The organism is Nocardioides sp. S5-5 (assembly GCF_054954065.1).
This window is the reverse complement of sequence record NZ_CP199913.1, coordinates 2,219,199-2,238,194: the sequence shown is the minus strand read 5'-3', so window position 1 is coordinate 2,238,194 and position 18,996 is coordinate 2,219,199. Positions and strand designations below refer to the sequence as shown.

Annotated in this window: 15 protein-coding genes; 2 read left to right on the top strand and 13 right to left on the bottom strand. The window is 71.5% G+C overall.

Translation table 11 applies throughout. From position 1 onward, the window contains the following. Positions 1-18: 18 nt before the first annotated feature. The 4 genes from pgsA to ACUP6Y_RS10475 form a co-directional block, all read right to left on the bottom strand. Positions 19-657 carry a CDP-diacylglycerol--glycerol-3-phosphate 3-phosphatidyltransferase gene (gene pgsA, locus ACUP6Y_RS10490; RefSeq protein WP_462556014.1) on the bottom strand — a complete coding sequence of 213 codons (639 nt, stop codon included), beginning with the start codon at positions 655-657 and terminating at the stop codon, positions 19-21. Beyond that, entirely contained in the window at positions 654-2,108 is a 1,455-nt protein-coding gene (rimO, locus tag ACUP6Y_RS10485; protein WP_462556011.1) for a 30S ribosomal protein S12 methylthiotransferase RimO, read from the bottom strand. Before rimO ends, pgsA begins: the two co-directional genes overlap by 4 nt. Before the next feature lie 70 nt (positions 2,109-2,178). Further along, on the bottom strand, positions 2,179-3,780 hold the full coding sequence (locus tag ACUP6Y_RS10480) for a helix-turn-helix domain-containing protein (protein ID WP_462556008.1): 1,602 nt from the start codon (positions 3,778-3,780) through the stop codon (positions 2,179-2,181). Between the two features lie 5 nt (positions 3,781-3,785). Further along, complete coding sequence (locus ACUP6Y_RS10475) at positions 3,786-6,389, bottom strand: FtsK/SpoIIIE family DNA translocase (RefSeq protein ID WP_462556004.1); 2,604 nt, start codon at positions 6,387-6,389, stop codon at positions 3,786-3,788. Positions 6,390-6,610: 221 nt separating this feature from the next. On the opposite strand from ACUP6Y_RS10475, the gene ACUP6Y_RS10470 reads away from it, so the two are divergent. Continuing rightward, positions 6,611-9,817, top strand: coding sequence for a M4 family metallopeptidase (locus ACUP6Y_RS10470; RefSeq protein ID WP_462556001.1), 3,207 nt, complete (start codon positions 6,611-6,613; stop codon positions 9,815-9,817). 120 nt (positions 9,818-9,937) lie between these two features. On the opposite strand, the gene ACUP6Y_RS10465 is transcribed toward ACUP6Y_RS10470, so the two are convergent. From ACUP6Y_RS10465 to gcvT, 8 genes are read right to left on the bottom strand one after another with little or no spacing between them, the layout of a single operon-like run. Next, the gene (locus ACUP6Y_RS10465) at positions 9,938-11,623 is read right to left on the bottom strand and encodes a ribonuclease J (protein WP_462555998.1); all 1,686 of its coding nucleotides are present in this window, start codon (positions 11,621-11,623) and stop codon (positions 9,938-9,940) included. Beyond that, positions 11,623-12,510 (bottom strand): 4-hydroxy-tetrahydrodipicolinate synthase, encoded by an 888-nt coding sequence (gene dapA / locus ACUP6Y_RS10460; RefSeq protein WP_462555996.1) that lies wholly within the window; start codon positions 12,508-12,510, stop codon positions 11,623-11,625. The genes ACUP6Y_RS10465 and dapA overlap by 1 nt, the downstream gene beginning before the upstream one ends. 49 nt (positions 12,511-12,559) lie before the next feature. Beyond that, positions 12,560-13,498, bottom strand: coding sequence for an LLM class F420-dependent oxidoreductase (locus ACUP6Y_RS10455; RefSeq protein ID WP_462555994.1), 939 nt, complete (start codon positions 13,496-13,498; stop codon positions 12,560-12,562). 12 nt (positions 13,499-13,510) lie between these two features. Further along, positions 13,511-14,032, bottom strand: coding sequence for a dihydrofolate reductase (locus tag ACUP6Y_RS10450; RefSeq protein WP_462555991.1), 522 nt, complete (start codon positions 14,030-14,032; stop codon positions 13,511-13,513). Continuing rightward, positions 14,029-14,823 (bottom strand): thymidylate synthase, encoded by a 795-nt coding sequence (locus ACUP6Y_RS10445; protein WP_462555989.1) that lies wholly within the window; start codon positions 14,821-14,823, stop codon positions 14,029-14,031. Before ACUP6Y_RS10445 ends, ACUP6Y_RS10450 begins: the two co-directional genes overlap by 4 nt. Positions 14,824-14,850: 27 nt before the next feature. After that, positions 14,851-15,687 (bottom strand): PhzF family phenazine biosynthesis protein, encoded by an 837-nt coding sequence (locus ACUP6Y_RS10440; protein ID WP_462555987.1) that lies wholly within the window; start codon positions 15,685-15,687, stop codon positions 14,851-14,853. A gap of 16 nt (positions 15,688-15,703) precedes the next feature. Continuing rightward, positions 15,704-15,973, bottom strand: a complete 270-nt coding sequence (locus ACUP6Y_RS10435) for a hypothetical protein (RefSeq protein WP_462555985.1) — start codon at positions 15,971-15,973, stop codon at positions 15,704-15,706. A 2-nt stretch (positions 15,974-15,975) separates the two neighbouring features. Next, positions 15,976-17,091 (bottom strand): glycine cleavage system aminomethyltransferase GcvT, encoded by a 1,116-nt coding sequence (gene gcvT / locus ACUP6Y_RS10430; RefSeq protein WP_462555982.1) that lies wholly within the window; start codon positions 17,089-17,091, stop codon positions 15,976-15,978. Positions 17,092-17,124: 33 nt separating this feature from the next. Between gcvT and ACUP6Y_RS10425 the strand changes: the two genes are divergently transcribed. Next, positions 17,125-18,660, top strand: coding sequence for a leucyl aminopeptidase (locus tag ACUP6Y_RS10425; protein WP_462555979.1), 1,536 nt, complete (start codon positions 17,125-17,127; stop codon positions 18,658-18,660). On the opposite strand, the gene ACUP6Y_RS10420 is transcribed toward ACUP6Y_RS10425, so the two are convergent. Continuing rightward, entirely contained in the window at positions 18,602-18,919 is a 318-nt protein-coding gene (locus ACUP6Y_RS10420) for a hypothetical protein (RefSeq protein WP_462555977.1), read from the bottom strand. The genes ACUP6Y_RS10425 and ACUP6Y_RS10420 overlap by 59 nt on opposite strands. Positions 18,920-18,996 lie beyond the last annotated feature (77 nt).

The following is an 18,996-nucleotide window of genomic DNA, read 5'->3' as shown; positions in this document are numbered from 1 at the left end:
CACGATCTCAGCGACGGATCAGCCGGCGGACGGCTTGCGGATCGAGTGGCGCTGCTTCCAGACGTCGCGGAAGAACTCGTAGCCGGACCAGATCGTCAGCACGAAGGCGACGAGGAGCAGGGCGATCGCGCCGGCGTAGACCACCTCACCGGGGACGTCGAGCCAGCCCACCTCGTCGCCGACCTCGAGCAGCGGCAGAGTGAGGAAGCCGAGGGCGAGGGCCTGGGCGGCGGTCTTCCACTTTCCGCTCTGGGCGGCGGCGATGACGACCGACTTGAGGACCGAGAGGCGCAGCAGGGTCACCGCCCACTCCCGGACCAGCACGACGATCGTGATCGTCCACATCCACCAGGTGTCCATGATGATCGACAGGCCGATGAAGGCCATGCCGGTGATCGCCTTGTCGGCGATCGGGTCGGCGATCTTGCCGAAGTCGGTGATCAGGTTGCGGGCGCGGGCGATGTCGCCGTCGATCTTGTCGGTGACCATCGCGACGAAGAAGATCGCCCAGGCGACGGTGCGCCAGGTGATCGAGTCGCCGCCGTCGGTGAGCAGCGCCCAGCCGTAGAACGGCACCAGGATGATCCGCAGCGTGGTCAGCGCGTTGGGGAGGTTCCAGTTGCTCGGCTTGGCCGGTGCGGTGCTGGTCTCGCTCATGAGGCTCCTCCTGCCGGTTCGGCGATCAGGTCGACGCCGTCGGAGGCGACGACGACGGCGCGCACGAGGTCGCCCACCCGCGCATCCGGTACGCCGTGTATCCGGGTGGTGCCGTCGACCTCGGGCCCCTGCTGGGCGGCGCGGCCCTCGACGGTGCCGTCGCCGGTGCCGTCGGGGTCCAACTCCTCGACCAATACCTCGACGGTGCTGCCGATCCGCTCCTCGGCGCGCTGCGCGGTGAGCTCGGAGACCAGGTCGTTGAGGTGCCGCACGCGAGCGTCGATCTCGTCGTCGTCCAGCTTGCCGGCCAGCCTCTCGGCCTCGGTGCCGTCCTCGTCGGAGTAGCCGAACACGCCGGTCACGTCCATCCGCGCGGCGACCAGGAAGTCGCACAGCGTCTGGAACTCCTCCTCGCTCTCCCCGGGGAACCCGACGATCACGTTCGACCGGACACCGGCCTCCGGTGCGTGCCCGCGGACCTGGTCGAGCAGGCCGAGGAAGCTCTCCGGGTCTCCGAAGCGGCGCATCCGGCGCAGCACCGTGGCGCTGGCGTGCTGGAACGACAGGTCGTAGTACGGCGCCACGCCGGGCGTACACGCGATCGCGCGAACCAGTCCGGGGCGGGTCTCGGCAGGCTGCAGGTAGGACACCCGGACCCGCTCGATGCCGTCGACCGCCACGAGCTCGGGCAGCAGCGTCTCGAGCAGGCCGAGGTCGCCGAGGTCCTTGCCGTAGGAGGTGGAGTTCTCCGAGACGAGGAAGAGCTCCTTGACGCCCTGCTCGGCCAGCCAGTGGGCCTCCTGCAGCACGTCGGAGGGGCGGCGGCTGACGAAGGAGCCGCGGAACATGGGGATCGCGCAGAAGGTGCAGCGCCGGTCGCAGCCGCTGGCCAGCTTGAGCGGGGCCATCGGGCCGCCGTCGAGTCGGCGCCGGATCGCGGAGCGGCCGGGGATCGCGATGTCGACGTCGGCGGCCGGCGTCTCCACGACGGCCTGCCGCTCGGCGGGGCTGATCGGCAACAGCAGCCGCCGGTCGCGCGGGGCGTGGGGATGCGGCCGCTCGCCGGCGAGGATCGAGCGCAGCCGCCCCGAGATGTCCTGGTAGTCGTCGAAGCCCAGCACGGCGTCGGCCTCGGGCAGCGAGTCGGCGAGCTCCTCGCCGTACCGCTCGGCCAGGCAGCCCACCGCCACGACCGCCTGGACGCGGCCCCCGTGATCAGCGGTGGACTTGAGGTCGGCGGCCGCGAGCAGGGTGTCGATCGAGTCCTTCTTGGCCGCGTCGACGAAGCCGCAGGTGTTGACCACGACCGTGTCGGCGTCCTCCGGGTCGTCGACGAGCGTGAAGCCGTCCGCGGCGAGGCGGCCGGCCAGCTCCTCGGAGTCGACGTCGTTGCGCGCGCACCCGAGGGTGAGCAGCGCGACCGAGACGGGGTTCGTGGGTGTGCTGGTCATGTCCGGTCGAGAATACCGGCGGACGGTGGCCCGCCGGCATTCCTCGGTGGTGTCGTCGGACTCGGCCGGTTCAGGGGGCCACGAGCGTCTTGGAGACCTCGGCGCCGGTGTCGCCGAGCGCCTGCGGCTTCTTGTCGCCGATCGCGTAGGTCACCGAGCCGTCGGAGCTCCAGATCCGCACCGGCGGCACCACCTTGAGCTCGGAGGTCTGGCCGAAGGCCAGGTTGCCGTCGAAGACGATCTCGCCGGCCGCGTCGCGGATGACCAGCTGGGCTCCCCCGCCGGCCGCGACCAGGGTCAGCCTGATCGGGTCACCCTTGGCGGCGGCGGCCTTGGAGATGCCGCCGCTCTGGTTGAGCACGGGCGTGTCGCCGACCGGCGCGGGACCGCCCATGACCAGCTTGGCCACCGACCAGATGAGCACCGCGCCCATCACCGCGGCGATGAGCACCGACCAGTTGCGGCCGCCGCGGGTGCTGCGGATCGAGCCGCCGGCGCCGGTCGCGAGCTCGGCCTCGAACACGCGGCGCGGGTCGACCGGGGCGTCGGCGTAGGTCTCGTCGTACGACGCCACGAGGGGGCCAGCGTCGATGCCGAGGACCCGCGCGAGGGTGCGCAGGTGGCCGCGGGCGTAGAAGTCGCCGCCGCACGGGGCGAAGTCGTCGACCTCGATCGCCTCGATGACGTGGGGCCGGATCCGGGTCCGCTCGGAGAGCTGGTCGATGGTGAGCCGGAGCCGGTCACGGGCCGCGCTCAGCTCCGGGCCGATCACCGGCTGGGCGGCCGGGCGCACGGCCAGGTCGTCGAGGACGACGGTGACGTCGCCGGTCGCGCCGACCTCGGCGACCTCGTCCACGACGGATGCCCGGACCAGGGTCGGGCGGTCCAGCTCGACCCGGGCGGCGAGGGTGGTCGGCCGGTCGGGGGCGGGCGCGTCGTCCTCGACGTCCGCGGGTACGGCCGCGAGCTCGTCGGTGGACTCGGTGTCCGCGGCGAGGATCACCTCGCCGGTGTCCTCGAAGTCGGCCTCGACGGCCTCGACGGGGGCCGTGCGGCCGCTCAGGCCGGCAGCCACCCGGGCCGCGATGCCGCGGCGCTCCTCGGGGGCGGCGGGCTCGTCCTCGGCGTACAGCTCGCTCAGGCTCGGCACCGATCCGGGCCGCGGCGCGGCGTCGTCGTCGGCCATGCCCGGCACCACCTCCACGACGTCGGCACGGCCGGCGGCGAGGTCGGCGAGCGCGTCGCTCAGCGAGCCGGAGTCGACGCCGACCACGCGCGTCGCCAACGTGAGCGGTACGACGAGCTGCTGGTCGTCGTACCCGTCGACGAGGATGTGCCCGTCGCGGACCAGGCCGCGGCGCGGGAGGTGCTCGAGGCAGTCGATCTCGGGCCAGGCGATGCCGCGCCACTCGGCGCCGTGGCGCAGCCGCACGCCGTGGTCGTCGGCGACCAGCAGCGGCGCCCGGCCGTCGACGAGGGCCGCGACGTGGGCGACGGCGACCAGCGCCAGTACGCCGAAGGCCAGCCAGTCCAGGGCGCTGCCGCTGCTGAAGGCGCGCACCCCGAACGCGATCGCGAGCAGGCCGGCGAAGCCGCCGACGGTGGCCGACAGCGCGACAGTGCGGCGGACCTCGATCTGCGGCGCGGACGGCTGGCTCACGGTCTCGGTCATCTCCCTCACCCCTCGCCCTGGATGGTCATGATCACGGCATCGATCTCGTCGGGCTTGACCAGGACGTCGCGGGCCTTGGACCCCTCGCTGGGGCCGACCACGCCGCGGCTCTCGAGGATGTCCATCAGCCGGCCGGCCTTCGCGAAGCCGACGCGGAGCTTGCGCTGCAGCATCGAGGTGGACCCGAACTGCGTGGAGACCACGAGCTCGATCGCCTGGACGACCAGGTCCATGTCGTCGCCGATGTCGTCGTCGAGCACCTTGTTGGAGGCCGCGGGCGCGGTGACGTCCTCGCGGTAGCTCGGCTCGAGCTGGCCCTTGCAGTGCTTGACGACCTGGTGGATCTCGGGCTCGCTGACCCACGAGCCCTGCACCCGGATCGGCTTCGAGGCGCCCATCGGCAAGAACAGGCCGTCACCCTGACCGACCAGCTTCTCCGCACCCGGGGTGTCGAGGATGACCCGGCTGTCGGCGAGGCTGGAGGTCGCGAACGCCAGCCGGGACGGGACGTTCGCCTTGATCAGGCCGGTCACGACGTCGACCGAGGGGCGCTGGGTCGCGAGCACCAGGTGGATGCCGGCGGCACGGGCGAGCTGGGTGATCCGCACGATCGAGCCCTCGACGTCGCGCGGGGCGACCATCATCAGGTCGGCGAGCTCGTCGACGATCACCAGCAGGTACGGGTACGGCGTCAGCGTGCGCTCGCTGCCCGGCGGCACCTCGACCTTGCCCTCGCGGACGGCCTTGTTGAAGTCGTTGATGTGTCGGAAGCCGAAGTTGGCGAGGTCGTCGTACCTCATGTCCATCTCGCGGCAGACCCACTCGAGCGCCTCGGCGGCCTTCTTCGGGTTGGTGATGATCGGCGTGATCAGGTGCGGCACGCCCTCGTAGGCGTTCAGCTCGACCCGCTTGGGGTCGACCATGATCATCCGTACCTCGTCGGGCGTCGAGCGCATCAGCACCGAGGTGATCATCGAGTTGATGAAGCTCGACTTTCCCGAACCGGTGGCGCCCGCGACGAGCAGGTGCGGCATCTTCGCGAGGTTGGCGACGACGAAGCCGCCCTCGACGTCCTTGCCGAGACCGGCCACCAACGGGTGGTGGTCGTTGCGCGCGACGTTGGAGCGGAGCACGTCGCCGAGGGAGACGATCTCCTTGTCGGTGTTGGGGATCTCGACGCCGACCGCGGACTTGCCGGGGATCGGGCTGAGGATCCGCACGTCCTCAGAGCCGACGGCGTAGGAGATGTTGCGCTGGACGCCGAGGATCTTCTCGACCTTCACGCCCGTGCCGAGCTCGATCTCGTAGCGGGTGACCGTCGGGCCGCGGGTGTAGCCGGTGACCTGGGCGTCGACGTTGAACTCGTCGAGGACGCCCTGCAGCCGACTGACGACGTCGTCGCTGGCCTTGGACCGGGCGCGGTGCGGGTCGCCCGGCTTGAGCGCGCTGGCGTCGGGCAGCGTGTAGACGATGTCGCCGGACAGCGCCAGCTGCTCGACGCGCTGCGGCAGGTCGGCGTGCGGCGGCGGCTCGAGCTCGCCGGTCTCGTCGTCGGTGGTCGCGGACTGGGCCAGCCGGCGCGCGATGAGGGCGTTGGAGCCCGCCTCCGGGTCGACCGGCTCGGCCTCGGCGAGGGGCGCGTCGATAGGCGCGAGCAGCTCCATCGACTCCTCGGCCGGGCTCGGCTCCTCGTCCTTCTTGCGGCGCCGCCGCTTCGGCTCGGCCAGCACCGGGGAGTCGTACGCCGGGTCGCCCATCCGCTCGAAGGTGTCGTCGATGCTGAGCGGCGCGGCATCCTCGTCGTGGTGACGGCCGAGGAGCAGGTCGCCGATCTCGCGCAGCCGGTCGGGCACCCGGTACAGCGGCGTGCCCGTGATGACGAGCACGCCGAAGACGGCGAGCAGCGCCAGCAGCGGTACGACGACCGCCGGCGCCCGGAGCAGGTCGAGCAGCAGGGCGGACACGACGTACCCGACCGCGCCGCCGCCGTCGCGCAGCGGCATGGTGTCGCCCTGGACCGGCTCGGGGCTGCCGTTGGCGATGTGGACGATGCCGAGCAGGCCGAAGGACAGCGCGGTCCAGCCGATCACCTGGCGTCCGGCCGGACCGTTGCCGACCGGGTCGCGCATGACCCGCCAGCCGGCGGCCAGGACGAGCAGCGGCACCAGCCAGCCGATCTTGCCGACCGAGCCGGACACGGCGGCGCGGGTGAAGTCCATGACGCCGCCGGGCACCTCGAACCAGACCGCGCCGGTGATGATCAGGGCGACCGCGACCAGGAGCAGCCCGAATCCGTCGCGACGCTGCTCGGGGTCGATGTCGCGGGCGCCGTGGCCCACGCCGCGGGTGACCGCGCCGATGCCGTGGGCGAAGGCGAGCCACAGGGCGACCACTCCCCTGCCGAGCGCGGTGAAGGCGCGCAGCACCGGTCCGGGGCCGCTGCGCACCGCCCGCGGGGCAGGCCGCTTCGCCGCCGACTTCTTGGCCGGCGGGCGCTTCTTGGTGGTCGTACTCCGGGTACGCGAGCTGGCTGTCTTCTTCACGCCCGAGCGGGAGGAAGAGCTGGTCCTGCTGCGCGACGCCGGCGGGGAAGACGTACGGGTCGCCATGACACCAAACCTAGGCGATCGTCACTCCAGTCCCAGGGACCACAGGGGCGCGTGTCGGTGCGAGCCTGAAGGTTCTCCGGTTCCAACATCATCTCGACGAAGACTTTGCGCTGCACCTCTGGACCCTCCACATTCTGGCCCCCTAGGGTGCCGAGAAGTGCCGAGGAGCAGATCCTCACCTCGACCTGCCGACGGCGCGTTCTATCTCGAGGAGAACATTCGTGAGACTCAACCTGGCAGACGCCCTGAGGAAGGGCGTCGGACTCTCCCTCGTCGGAGCGGCCCTCGCGGTCGTCCCGTCGACAGCCGTCGAGGCGGCCCCGCCGGACCCCTCGGTGGTCCAGGAGATGCGCGACGAGGCGGCCGGCAAGGTCACCGTCACCAATTCTCCCGCCACTGAGCGGACGAGCTTCATCCGCGCGACCGACGACCTGTTCCCGTCGACCAAGGCGGCCAGATCCGCGGCCGGCGCGGCCGAGAAGGCGACGGCCTACGTGAAGAAGTACGGCCGTGCCTTCGGCGGCTCGGGCATGGAGCTGAGCCCGGGAACGGTCAGCGAGTCCCCGGCCGGCTACACCGTCGACTTCACCCAGACCTACCGGGGTCTGCCCGTCTTCGCGAGCAAGCTGCGCGCGCACGTCGACCGCCAGGGCGACCTGACCTCCGTCGGTGGCTACGTCGCCCCCGGCATCAACGTCGCGACGACGCCGGCGCTCGACGAGGCGGCCGCGGTCGCCAAGGCGAAGAAGCTGGTCAAGGCCGGGCCCGCCGGTGGCCGCGACGCGGCCAAGGTCAGCGGTGACCTGACGGCGTCGAAGGCCGACCTCTCGATCTACCGGATGGGCGCCATCCAGGGCGTCGAGGGTCGCAACCTGCTCGCCTGGGTGGTCGAGGTGACCGACGCCAAGCAGGTCCGCGAGACCGTGGTCCTGGACGCGGCCACGGGCAAGCCGGTCAACCGGTACTCCATGATCGCCCACGACCTCGACCGCGAGCTTCACGAGGAGTCCATCAGCAGCCCCCCGATCTGGGTGGAGGGTGACGACTGGCCGGTGAGCCGTACCGGTGACGACCTCGACGAGGACCAGCAGAACGAGGTGCAGGGCACCGGCGAGGCCTACTGGTTCTTCAAGAACTCCTTCGGCCGCGACTCCTACGACGGCGCCGGCGCGAAGATGATCACGGTCAACAACGACCCCTCGATCCAGTGCCCCAACGCCAACTGGAACGGCATCTCGACCAACTACTGCTCGGGCGTCTCCTCCGACGACACCGTGGCGCACGAGTGGGGTCACGCCTACACCGAGAAGACCTCCGGCCTGCTCTACCAGTGGCAGCCGGGCGCGATGAACGAGGCGTACTCGGACATCTGGGGCGAGACGGTCGACATGCTCAACGACCGCTACAACGAGGCGCCCGACGTCGTGCGAGCCGTCGGTGACTGCTCGAAGTACAGCATCGGCATCGCGATCTCGATCGTGGCTCCCGAGGAGATCGCCGGCGACTGCGTCGCCGTCAAGGCGTCCGGCGGCCCAGCCTTCCCGACTGCCCCGACCGAGGTGACCCTCGTCGTGGGCCAGGATGCCTCGGACCTGCCGCACGACGACCTGCCGACCGATGGCTGCTCGCCGTTCACCAACGCCGACGACATCGACGGCAACTGGGTCTATGTCGACGAGAACCTCACTACCGAGTGTGACGCCGACAGCCTCGCCGAGTACTACGAGGGCCTCGACGCCAACGCGGTCGATGCAGGCGCCGTGGGCATCATCGTCGGCGGCGACCCCGCCTACGACCCGTGGGACATGCCGGGTGCCACCTTCACTCTCCCGGCCGCCCAGATCGACGGTGACTCAGGCACCGCGATCAAGTCGGTCGACGAGCCGGTGACCATCGACGTCGGCCCGGCGGACTCCCCCGGCGGGATCATCGACTCCTACCGCTGGCTCTCCGGCGAGGGCGACCCCGCGTTCGGCGGCGCGATCCGCGACATGTGGAACCCGAACTGCTACGGCGACCCGGCCAAGCTGAGCGACGAGGAGTACTACTGCGACACGGGCGACAGCGGCGGCGTCCACACCAACTCCGGCGTGGTCAACCACACCTACGCCCTGCTCGTCGACGGAGGGACCTACAACGGCGTGCCGGTCGAGGGCATCGGGCTGGACAAGGCGGCGAACATCTTCTGGCACACCCAGACGAACTACCTGACCTCGACGTCCGGCTTCGCCGAGCTGGCCGACGGTCTCGAGTCGTCCTGCGCCGACCTGACCGGGCTGACCACGCTCAAGAAGCTCGCCGTGGGCACCAGCGAGACCGGCGGCGGCGAGGCCGACGGCGGTGCGCTCCCGGCGATCACCGCGGCCGACTGCCAACAGGTCGCGGCGGTGGCGGACGCCACGGAGCTGCGGGTCGAGCCGGTGCAGTGCAACTTCCGGCCGATGTTCAAGAAGGGCACGATCGGCTGCGGTGAGGGCACGGTGACCAAGAGCCTGTGGTCGGAGGGCTTCGAGTCCGGTCTGCCCGCCTCGTGGACCACGTCCGTGGACGCGCTCCACGCCCACTTCGACCCGACCGTCACCAACCAGCTCCCGCTGGTCACCGAGGGCGGTACGCCGCACAAGGGCGGCCCGTCGGTGCTCTACTTCAACGACAAGGGCGACGACGGCAACTACGGCAGCTGCAACAACGACAACGAGGACTACTCGTCGCGGGTGAGCGTGGCGACACCGACGTTGACCGTGCCCGACGGCGAGCTGCCGCGGCTCTCCTTCGACCACTACGTGGCCACGGAGGTGGAGTTCGACGGTGGCAACGTCAAGGTGAGCGTCAACGGGTCGCCGTACGACCTGGTCCCGGACACGGCGTGGCTCTACAACGCCCCGGGCGGCCGGCTGGAGACGGCGTCCGGCGGCAACACCAACCCGATGGAGGGCCAGACGGCGTTCACCGGCACCGACGGTGGCGAGCCCACCGGCGCCTGGGGCTCCTCGACCATCGACCTCGCCGACATCGCCCAGCCCGGTGACACCGTCCAGTTCCGGTTCGACTTCGGCATGGACGGCTGCAACGGCATCGACGGCTGGTACATCGACAACGTCGCGCTGAGCATCTGCACCGCGCCCGTCGTCACGCCGCCGACGCCCGGGACCGCCGCCGTGCTGCCGACGGCCAAGGCCAAGAAGGGCACAGTCACGATGAAGGTCGTCGGCACCGCGCCCACCGGCACGGTGACGGTCACGATCAAGGGCAAGACCTACACCGGAACCGTCGTCAACGGCGTGCTGACGGTCAAGGCCAAGAAGCAGCTCAAGAAGCTGTGGAAGAAGGGGAAGCGCAAGGTCAAGGCAACCGTGAGCTACCCCGGCGACGCCACGGTCGCGCCCTTCTCGCAGAAGGTCACGATCAAGCTGAAGGGCAAGCAGTAGGGGTGGACCAGGGGGTGCAGGGATACCCGCTTCAGCGGGTATCCCTGCACTTACCGACCGTTGCAACGGTCAGTAAGTGCAGGAATCACCTCTTAAGCGGTGATTCCTACGGGCGCGAGATCAGGCCTCGACGACCACCGGGATGATCATCGGGCGGCGCTTGTGGGTGCCGCTGACCCAGCGCCCGATGGTACGGCGCACGTTCTGCTGCAGCTGGTAGGTGTCGGTGGTGCCCTCGCTGAGCGAGCGGTTGACGGCGTCGACGATCGGCTGCTTGATCGGCTCGAAGTCCGAATCGGCCCAGGCGTGGCCGCGGGCGTGGATCTCGGGGCCGGCGGAGACCTTGCCGGCCACCGAGTCGACGACCACGATCACCGAGATGAAGCCCTCCTCGCCGAGGATCCGGCGGTCCTTGAGCTCGGACTCGGTGACGTCGCCGACCGACTGGCCGTCGACGAAGACGTAGCCGCACTCGACCTTGCCGACCACGGAGGCGACACCGTCGACCAGGTCGACGACCACGCCGTCCTCGGCGTAGACGACGTTCTCGACGCCGGTCTGCCTGGCCAGGTCGCCGTTGGCGAGCATGTGGCGGACCTCGCCGTGGACCGGCAGCACGTTGCGCGGCTTGACGATGTTGTAGCAGTAGAGCAGCTCGCCGGCGCTGGCGTGGCCGGAGACGTGGACCAGCGCGTTGCCCTTGTGGACGACGCGGGCACCGAGCCGGGCCAGGCCGTTGATGACCCGGTAGACGGCGTTCTCGTTGCCGGGGATCAGGCTCGAGGCGAGGACGACGGTGTCGCCCTCCTCGAGGTGGACGAAGTTGTGGGTGCGCTGGGCGATCCGGGCCAGCGCGCTGAGCGGCTCGCCCTGCGAGCCGGTCGAGATCAGGACCTGGCGCTCGGGGGCGAGCTCGGCGAGCTCCTTGGCCTCGACCATCACGCCCGGCGGGATGGTGAGGTAGCCCAGGTCGCGGGCGATGGCCATGTTGCGGACCATCGAGCGGCCGACGTAGGCGACCTTGCGGTTGTGCTTGACCGCCGCGTCGAGCACCTGCTGGACCCGATGCACGTGGGAGGCGAAGCAGGCGACGATGATCCGCTGCTTCGACTCGGCGAAGGCCTGCTCCAGGACCGGGGTGATCTTGCGCTCGGCCGTGGTGAAGCCCGGCACCTCGGCGTTGGTGGAGTCGGTGAGGAAGAGGTCGACGCCCTCCTCCCCGAGCCGGGCGAACGCCCGCAGGTCGGTGATCCGGCCGTCGAGCGGCAGCTGGTCCATCTTGAAGTCGCCGGTGTGGAGCGCCATGCCGGCGCCGGTGCGGATCGCGACCGCGAGCGCGTCGGGGATCGAGTGGTTGACCGCCACGAACTCCAGGTCGAAGGGACCGAACGAGATCCGGTCGCCCTCCTTGACCGTGTAGAAGGGCGTCTGGCGCAGCCGGTGCTCGCGCAGCTTGGAGTTGACCAGCGCGAGGGTCAGCTGCGAGCCGACGAGCGGGATGTCCTGTCGCTCGCGCAGCAGGTACGGCGTCGCGCCGATGTGGTCCTCGTGCCCGTGGGTCAGCACCAGCGCCTCGACCTTGTCGAGCCGGTCCCGGATGGCCGCGAAGTCGGGCAGGATCAGGTCGACGCCCGGCTGGTGGTCGTCGGGGAAGAGCACACCGCAGTCGACGATGAGCAGCCGGCCGTCGTACTCGAAGACGGTCATGTTGCGGCCGACCTCGCCGAGGCCGCCCAGCGGGATGACGCGCAGACCGCCCTTGGGCAGCTTCGGCGGCGTGGACAGCTCGGGGTGCGGGTGGCTCATCAGAGCAGGCCCGCCGCGGCGAGGCCCGTGCGGAGGTCGGCGACCTCGGCGTCGCCGAGCTCCAGCAACGGGGGCCGGACCAGGCGGTTGTCGAGCACCCCGATCAGCTCCAGCGCGCCCTTGGCGGTCGTGGCGCCGTAGTTGGCCACGCCCATGATCGCCTCGAAGGCGGGGACCAGGGCGGTGTGGATGCGCAGTGCCTCGGCGTGGTCGCCGGCACGGAAGGCGTCGATCATCGCGCGCAGCTGGCTGCCCGCGACGTGGCCGACGACCGAGACCAGACCGGTCGCGCCGTAGGCGAGATAGCCCAGGGTGTTGACGTCGTCGCCGGAGTAGACGGCGTAGCCGAGGTCGACCAGCCGGGCGGTGCGGGACAGGTCGCCGGTGGCGTCCTTGACCGCGACGACGCTGTCCCACTGCCGGGCCGCGGCGTAGGTCTCGAGCGCGATCTTGGTGCCGGTGCGGCCCGGGACGTCGTAGAGCATCACGGGCACGGCGGTCGCGTCGACCACCTGACGGAAGTGGTTGAGCACGCCGGGCTGGCTGGGCTTGTTGTAGTACGGCGTGACCAGCAGCAGCCCGTCGGCGCCGACCTTCTCGGCCTGCTTGGCGAGCTCGACGGAGTGGCGCGTGTCGTTGGTGCCGACCCCGGCGACCACCTTGGCGCGGTCACCGACCGCGTCCTTGACCGCGGCGAGCGTCTCGCCGTCCTCGGCGCCGGTGGTGGTCGGGGACTCACCGGTCGTGCCGGAGACGACGATGCCGTCGTTGCCGTGGTCGACGAGGTGCCTGGCGACCTTCTGCACCCCGTCCAGGTCGACCGAGCCGTCCTCGAGGAACGGCGTGACCATCGCGGTCAGCATGGTGCCGAAGGGTGCAGAAGTCATGGGTCAAGGCTATCGCCCCTCGCCGGTTTCCCCTCACTCCGGCACCCGCTCACACGTGGGGCATGACCTCCGCCGCGACCAGACGCAGCTGGTCGAGGTCGGCCAGGTCCAGGGTCTGCAGGTAGATCCGCTGGGCGCCCAGCGCCTCGTAGCGCCTGATCTTCGCGATCACCTCGTCCGGCGTGCCGCCCAGCCCGTTGGCCCGCAGCTCGTCGACCTCGCGGCCGATGACGGCGGCGCGGCGGGCGAGCTCTGCCTCGTCCTGGCCGACGCACAGCACGAGCGCGTTCGACCACGTGATCGTCTCGGGGTCGCGGCCGATCTCCTCGGCCGCGGCACGGACCCGGCCGAACTGGGCCGCGGTGGTCTCCTCGTCGACGAACGGCAGGTTGAACTCGTCGGCGTACGCCGCGGCCAGGGCCGGCGTACGCCTCTTGCCGAGCCCGCCCACCAGCAGCGGCACGCCGCCGCGGTGGCCGCCGGTCTGCACCGGCTTCGGCAGCGCCGGACTGTCCTCGAGGCGGTAGTGCGCGCCGTCGAACGCGAACCGGTCGCCGACCGGCGTGGTCCACAGGCCGGTGATGAGGGCGAGCTGCTCGGCGTACCGCTCGAAGCGCTGGCGGGTGTCGGGGAACGGGATGCCGTACGCCGCGTGCTCCTGCGCGAACCAACCCGCGCCGAGGCCGAGCTCGATCCTCCCGCCGCTCATCTCGTCGACCTGGGCGACCTGGATGGCGAGCACGCCGGGGTGGCGGAAGGTGGCGCTGGTCATCAGCGTCCCGAGCCGGATGGTGGTGGTGTCGCGGGCCAGGCCGGCCAACGTCGTCCAGGCGTCGGTGGAGCCGGGCAGGCCGTCGCCGCTCATGTGGAGGTAGTGGTCACTGCGGAAGAAGGCGCCGAAGCCGAGCCTCTCGGCCTCGAGGGCGACGGCCAGCAGGTCGTCGTACGTCGCGCCCTGCTGCGGTTCGGTGAAGACACGGAGCTCCATGTCCCTACCCTCTCAGGCGCCGCCACACGCGAAGACACGCTCCCACCAGACAATGGTGAAGCCGTCGCGCGGCTCGCGCCGCACCTCGCGCCAGCGCTTCTCGCCGAACTCGGGGTAGTGGGTGTCTCCCGCGGGCGAGAGCGGGATCTCGGAGAGGATCTGCTCGTCGGCGTACGGCATCGCTGCGGCGTAGACCGCCGCTCCCCCACCGATCATCACCTGCCGGTCGGCGGGCTGCCCGTCGAGGAGCCGGTCGGCGAGCGCGAGGGCGTCGGCGATCGAATGCGCGACCTCCACCCCCTCGGCGGCGTACGACGGGTCGCGGGTGAGCACGATCGTCGTCCGGCCGGGCAGGGGGCGACCGATGCCCTCGTGGGTGGTGCGGCCCATGACGAGCACGTGGCCCGTCGTGGTGGCCTTGAAGTGCGCGAAGTCCTCGGAGATCTTCCACGGGATGTTCGCGTCGGCGCCGATGACACCGTTCTCGGCGACGGCGGCCACCATGGTGACCCGCCGCCCGGCGGGTGTGCTCATACGGCGATCGGCGCCTTGATCACGGGGTGCGGGTCGTAGCCCTCGACGGTGATGTCCTCGAGCTCGAAGGCGTCGATCTCGCTCACCGCGGGGTCGAGCACCAGCGTGGGCGACGGCCGCGGCTCGCGGGTGAGCTGGAGCCGGGCCTGCTCGAGGTGGTTGGAGTAGAGGTGCGCGTCGCCCAGGGTGTGGACGAAGTCACCGACCCCGAGACCGGCCACCTGGGCGACCATGTGGGTGAGCAGGGCGTACGACGCGATGTTGAACGGCACGCCGAGGAAGACGTCGGCCGAGCGCTGGTAGAGCTGGCAGCTGAGCCGGCCCTCGGCCACATAGAACTGGAACAGGCTGTGGCACGGCGGCAGCGCCATGTCGTCGACCTGGCTGGGGTTCCACGCCGAGACGATGTGGCGGCGGCTGTCGGGATTGGCCCGGATCTGCGCGATCACCTGGGCGAGCTGGTCGATGTGGCCCCCGTCGGGGGTGGGCCAGGAGCGCCACTGGGCGCCGTAGACGGGGCCGAGGTCGCCGTTCTCGTCGGCCCACTCGTCCCAGATGGAGATGCCGCGCTCCTGCAGCCAGCGGACGTTGGTGTCGCCGCGCAGGAACCACAGCAGCTCGCCGAAGACGGAGCGGGTGTGGATCTTCTTCGTGGTCACCAGCGGGAAGCCCGCGGTGAGGTCGAAGCGCATCTGGTGCCCGAACACGCTGAGCGTGCCGGTGCCGGTGCGGTCGCCCTTCTCGGTGCCCTCGTCGAGGATGCGTTGGACGAGGTCGAGGTACGCGCGCACGTGGTCAGGCTAGTCGGCGGACGATGCTCAGCGGGTGAGCGTCCCGTGAATGGTCGTCCGGGTGTCGCCGCCGACCCAGATCGTGCCGGTGTCGTCGGTGTCGACGAAGATCCGGCCGCGCCGGCCGATGGCGGTGCCCTGTGCGGCGACGTACGACGGCGGGAGGGTGCCGTCGCGGGTGAGCCACTGCGCGAGCGAGGCGTTCAGCGATCCGGTCACCGGGTCCTCGGCGATGCCGGCGGCGTGGGGCACGAACGCGCGCACCTCGACCGCGCACTCGGCGCCCTCGGGGTGCGGGCCGACCACGCCGACGTCGACGGGGAGCCGGGCGTGGTCGGGGTTGAGCGCGAGCACGGCCGCCGCGCTCGCGAGCCGGACGCCGACCCAGCCCGGGCCGTTGTCGGCCCACGCCAGGTCCAGGAGGTCGGCGCGCGCGACGCCGAGCGCGGCCGCGATCTCGTCGGCGAGCGCGTCCTCGACCGGTCCCGAGCGGAGCAGGTCGGGGGCCGCGAACGCGAGCCGGCCGCCGCCACGGCGCAGCTCGACCAGGCCGACCCCGCACTGCTGCACGATCCGCTCCCCCGCCGGCACGCCGCCGTGTTCGAGCCAGGCGTGCGCCGAGCCCAGGGTCGGGTGGCCGGCGAACGGCAGCTCGGTCTCGGTCGTGAAGATCCGCAGCCGGTAGTCGGCGCCCGGGTCGGTGGGCCCCAGCAGGAAGGTGGTCTCGCTGAGGTTGGTCCAGCGCGCGAACCGCTGCATCTCCTCATCCGTCATCTCGTCGGCGCCGTGCACGACCGCCACCGGGTTGCCGAGCAGCGGCTCCGCGGTGAAGACGTCGACCTGGCGGAAGTCGTGGGTGCTCATGTCGAGATCCAGGGCGTCACGCGCTGAGGGACATCGGGCCGTACACCTCGCGGTCGACCTCGAAGAGCGTCACGTGGGTGACCCCCAGGTCGGCGAGCGCGCCCCAGGTCTCGCCGATCCACGACTCGGCATCGCCCTGGTTGGGGAACGCGACCTCGGCGTACTCCTGCGCGTCGGCGCCGCTCAGCGTCACCTCGGCGCCGGACGCGTCCTCGAGACGCCAGTGCCAGGGGTTCTCGGCCGGGGCGGTGGGGCGGTACGGCGCGGGCTGCTCGGGAAGGCTCATGGTCACGACTCTCGCACGGAGGGCTGCACGAACGGCGGCTTGGTGATCTGGAAGACCTCGGGTCGTCCGCGCACGTCGACCATCACCTCCGCGTCGTCGTCGACCACGGTCGAGACCAGGGCCAGGGCGATGCCCTTCCTCATCGTCGGCGAGAAGGTGCCGGAGGTGACCTCGCCGAGCGGCACGTCGCGCAGCAGCCGCACGCTCATGTGGGGTCGCGGGATGGCCCGGCCGGTCGAGACCAGGCCGACCAGCTTGCGGCGCGGGCCCTCCTCGCGCTCGGCGAGCAGCTTGTCGCGGCCCCAGAACGCCGGCTTCTTCCAGCCGACGGCCCAGCCCAGGCGGGCCTCGTTGGGGGTGATGGCCGGCGAGATGTCCTGGCCGTGGAGCGGGTAGCCCATCTCGGTGCGCAGCGTGTCGCGGGCGCCGAGCCCGGCCGGGACCAGGCCGTACGGCTCGCCGGCCGCCATCAGCGCGTCCCACAGCGCCGGGGCGGCCTCGGACGGCGCGATCAGCTCGTAGCCGCGCTCGCCGGTGTAGCCGGTGCGGCAGACCACGACCTGCTCGCCCGCGAAGGGCGCCTCGACGAAGCTCAGGTAGTCGTGGCCGACCGGCAGGCCCACGCCCGCCACGACCTCGTCGGACCTGGTCCCCTGGACCGCCAGCACGACGTAGTCGCGGTGGTGGTCCAGCACCTCCACGCCCTCCGGCGCGGCGGCGAGCAGGCGGCGTCGTACCTCGTCGTTGTTGGCCGCGTTCGGGACGACCAGCACGTGGTCGTCGTCACGGTAGTAGGTGAACACGTCGTCGACGATCCCGCCGGTCGCGTCGTCGACGACCAGGCTGTACTGCGCCCGGCCCGGCCCGATCCGGCGCAGGTCGTTGGTGAGCGTGGCATTGAGGAACTCCACCGCGCCGGGGCCGCGGACGACGAGCTTGCCGAGGTGGCTGACGTCGAAGATCCCGACGCCGTCGCGGACCGCGGTGTGCTCCCTCACCACGCCGGTGGGGTACTCCAGCGGCATCAGCCAGCCGCCGAACTCCGAGAACTTGGCGCCCAGCGCCTCGTGCCGGTCGTGCAGGGGGCTGGTCAGCGGGGACGGGGTCACGTCGGCCATGGTCGGCAATCTATCGCTGGATATCCTTCGGCGGTGACGACCTTCGCCCTCCGCACGGCCAGCCCCGCCAAGACCCGCGCCGAAGCGGTCGTCGTCGGGGTGCTGCCCGACGGGAGGCTGGCGCCCGGTGCCGACGACGTGGCCGCGGCCTACGGCCGCAAGCTCGCCGGCCTGCTCGCCACCGTCGGCGCGAAGGGCGCGCTCGGCGAGGTCGCCAAGGTGCCGACCGGTGGCGCCATCGCCTCGCCCCTGCTGGTGCTGGTCGGCCTCGGCGCCGAGCCCGACGCCGCCGCGGTACGCCGCGCCGCCGGCAACGCCGCCCGCGCCGTCACCAACGCGGCCTCGGTCGCGCTGGCGCTGCCCGCCGACACGCCGCAGCTGGTGCGCGCGGTCGTCGAGGGCTACCGGCTGGGCGGGTACGCCTTCACCACCTACAAGAGCAAGCCCGCGACCCCGACCACGCCGGCCGAGGTCGTGGTGCTGACGCCCGCGGCGCGTCGTACCGAGGTCGCGGCGGCCGTCGAGCCCGCCCAGGTCCTGGTCGACGCCGTCGTGGGCGCCCGCGACTGGGTGAACACGCCCCCGGGGGACCTGACCCCGCCGGCCTTCGCCGACGCCATCGCCGCGGTCGTGAGGTCCACCAACAAGGGGCTGGCGAAGGGTGTCGCCAAGGTCAAGGTCGAGGTCCTCGACGAGGACCGCCTCGGCGAGCTCGGTTGCGGTGGCCTGCTCGGCGTCGGCGCCGGCTCGGCCGCGCCCCCGAGGCTGGTCGAGCTGAGCTACGCCCCCAAGGACGCCGTCGCCCATGTCGCGCTGGTCGGCAAGGGGATCACCTTCGACTCCGGCGGGCTGTGGATCAAGCCCGCCGCGTCCATGGCCACCATGAAGGAGGACATGGCCGGCGCCGCCGCCGTCGTCCAGGCGACCCTCGCCGCCGCCCGCCTCGGCCTGCCGGTGCGGATCTCCGCCTACGCCGCGCTCGCCGAGAACATGGTCGGCGCCGCGTCGATGCGCCCCGGCGACGTGCTGACGACGTACGACGGGACCACCGTCGAGGTCACCAACACCGACGCCGAGGGCCGGCTCGTGCTCGCCGACGCGCTGGGCCGCGCCGTCGAGGCCGCGCCGGACGTCATCCTCGACATCGCCACCCTCACCGGGCACATGGTGATGGCGCTCGGCGACAAGATGGCCGGCGTCATGGGCGACGACGACGTCGTCGCCGCCGTCCTCGCCGCGGGCGCCACGGCCGGTGAGGACGGCTGGCCGATGCCGATCCCGGAGTTCATGGACGGCCGGATCCACAGCTCGACCGTCGCCGACCTCGCGCAGTACGACGGCATCCGCTGGGGCGGCGGCCTGTTCGCCGCAGCGTTCCTGCGTGAGTTCACCGGGGGCCTGCCGTGGGCGCACCTCGACATCGCCGGCCCCACCTTCAACAAGGGCGGCCCGGCGGGACATCTCACGACCGGGGCGACCGGCTACGGCGTGGCGACCCTGCTGGAGTACCTCAGGAGTCGCGCGACTGCTGGTCCCGCTGCTTCTCCCGCTGCTTCTGGGCCTGCCTGACCCGGGAGTTGTAGTCCCGCATCCGCTGCGGCACACCGACCACCGCGGCGTCGTACGACGGGACCTGGTGGCGGTTGCAGAAGTCGTGGGCCCAGTTGATCGACGGGACCCGGCGCCGGGTCCACTCCCCGTCGTGGGCCACGAGCAGCAAGGTGATCTCACTGACGGCGGTGCGCGGCTCGACGAACCCCTCGACACCACGGCGCTCCTGGAGCCAAGTACGCAGGTGCTCCTCGTCGGCGCGGTCGGACGCGCGCACGCGTGTGGAACCGGTACGCGCAGCATCCCGTGCGGGGTTACTCGTGCGTACCTTCGAGCGCCCTCGGAACCGGTCGA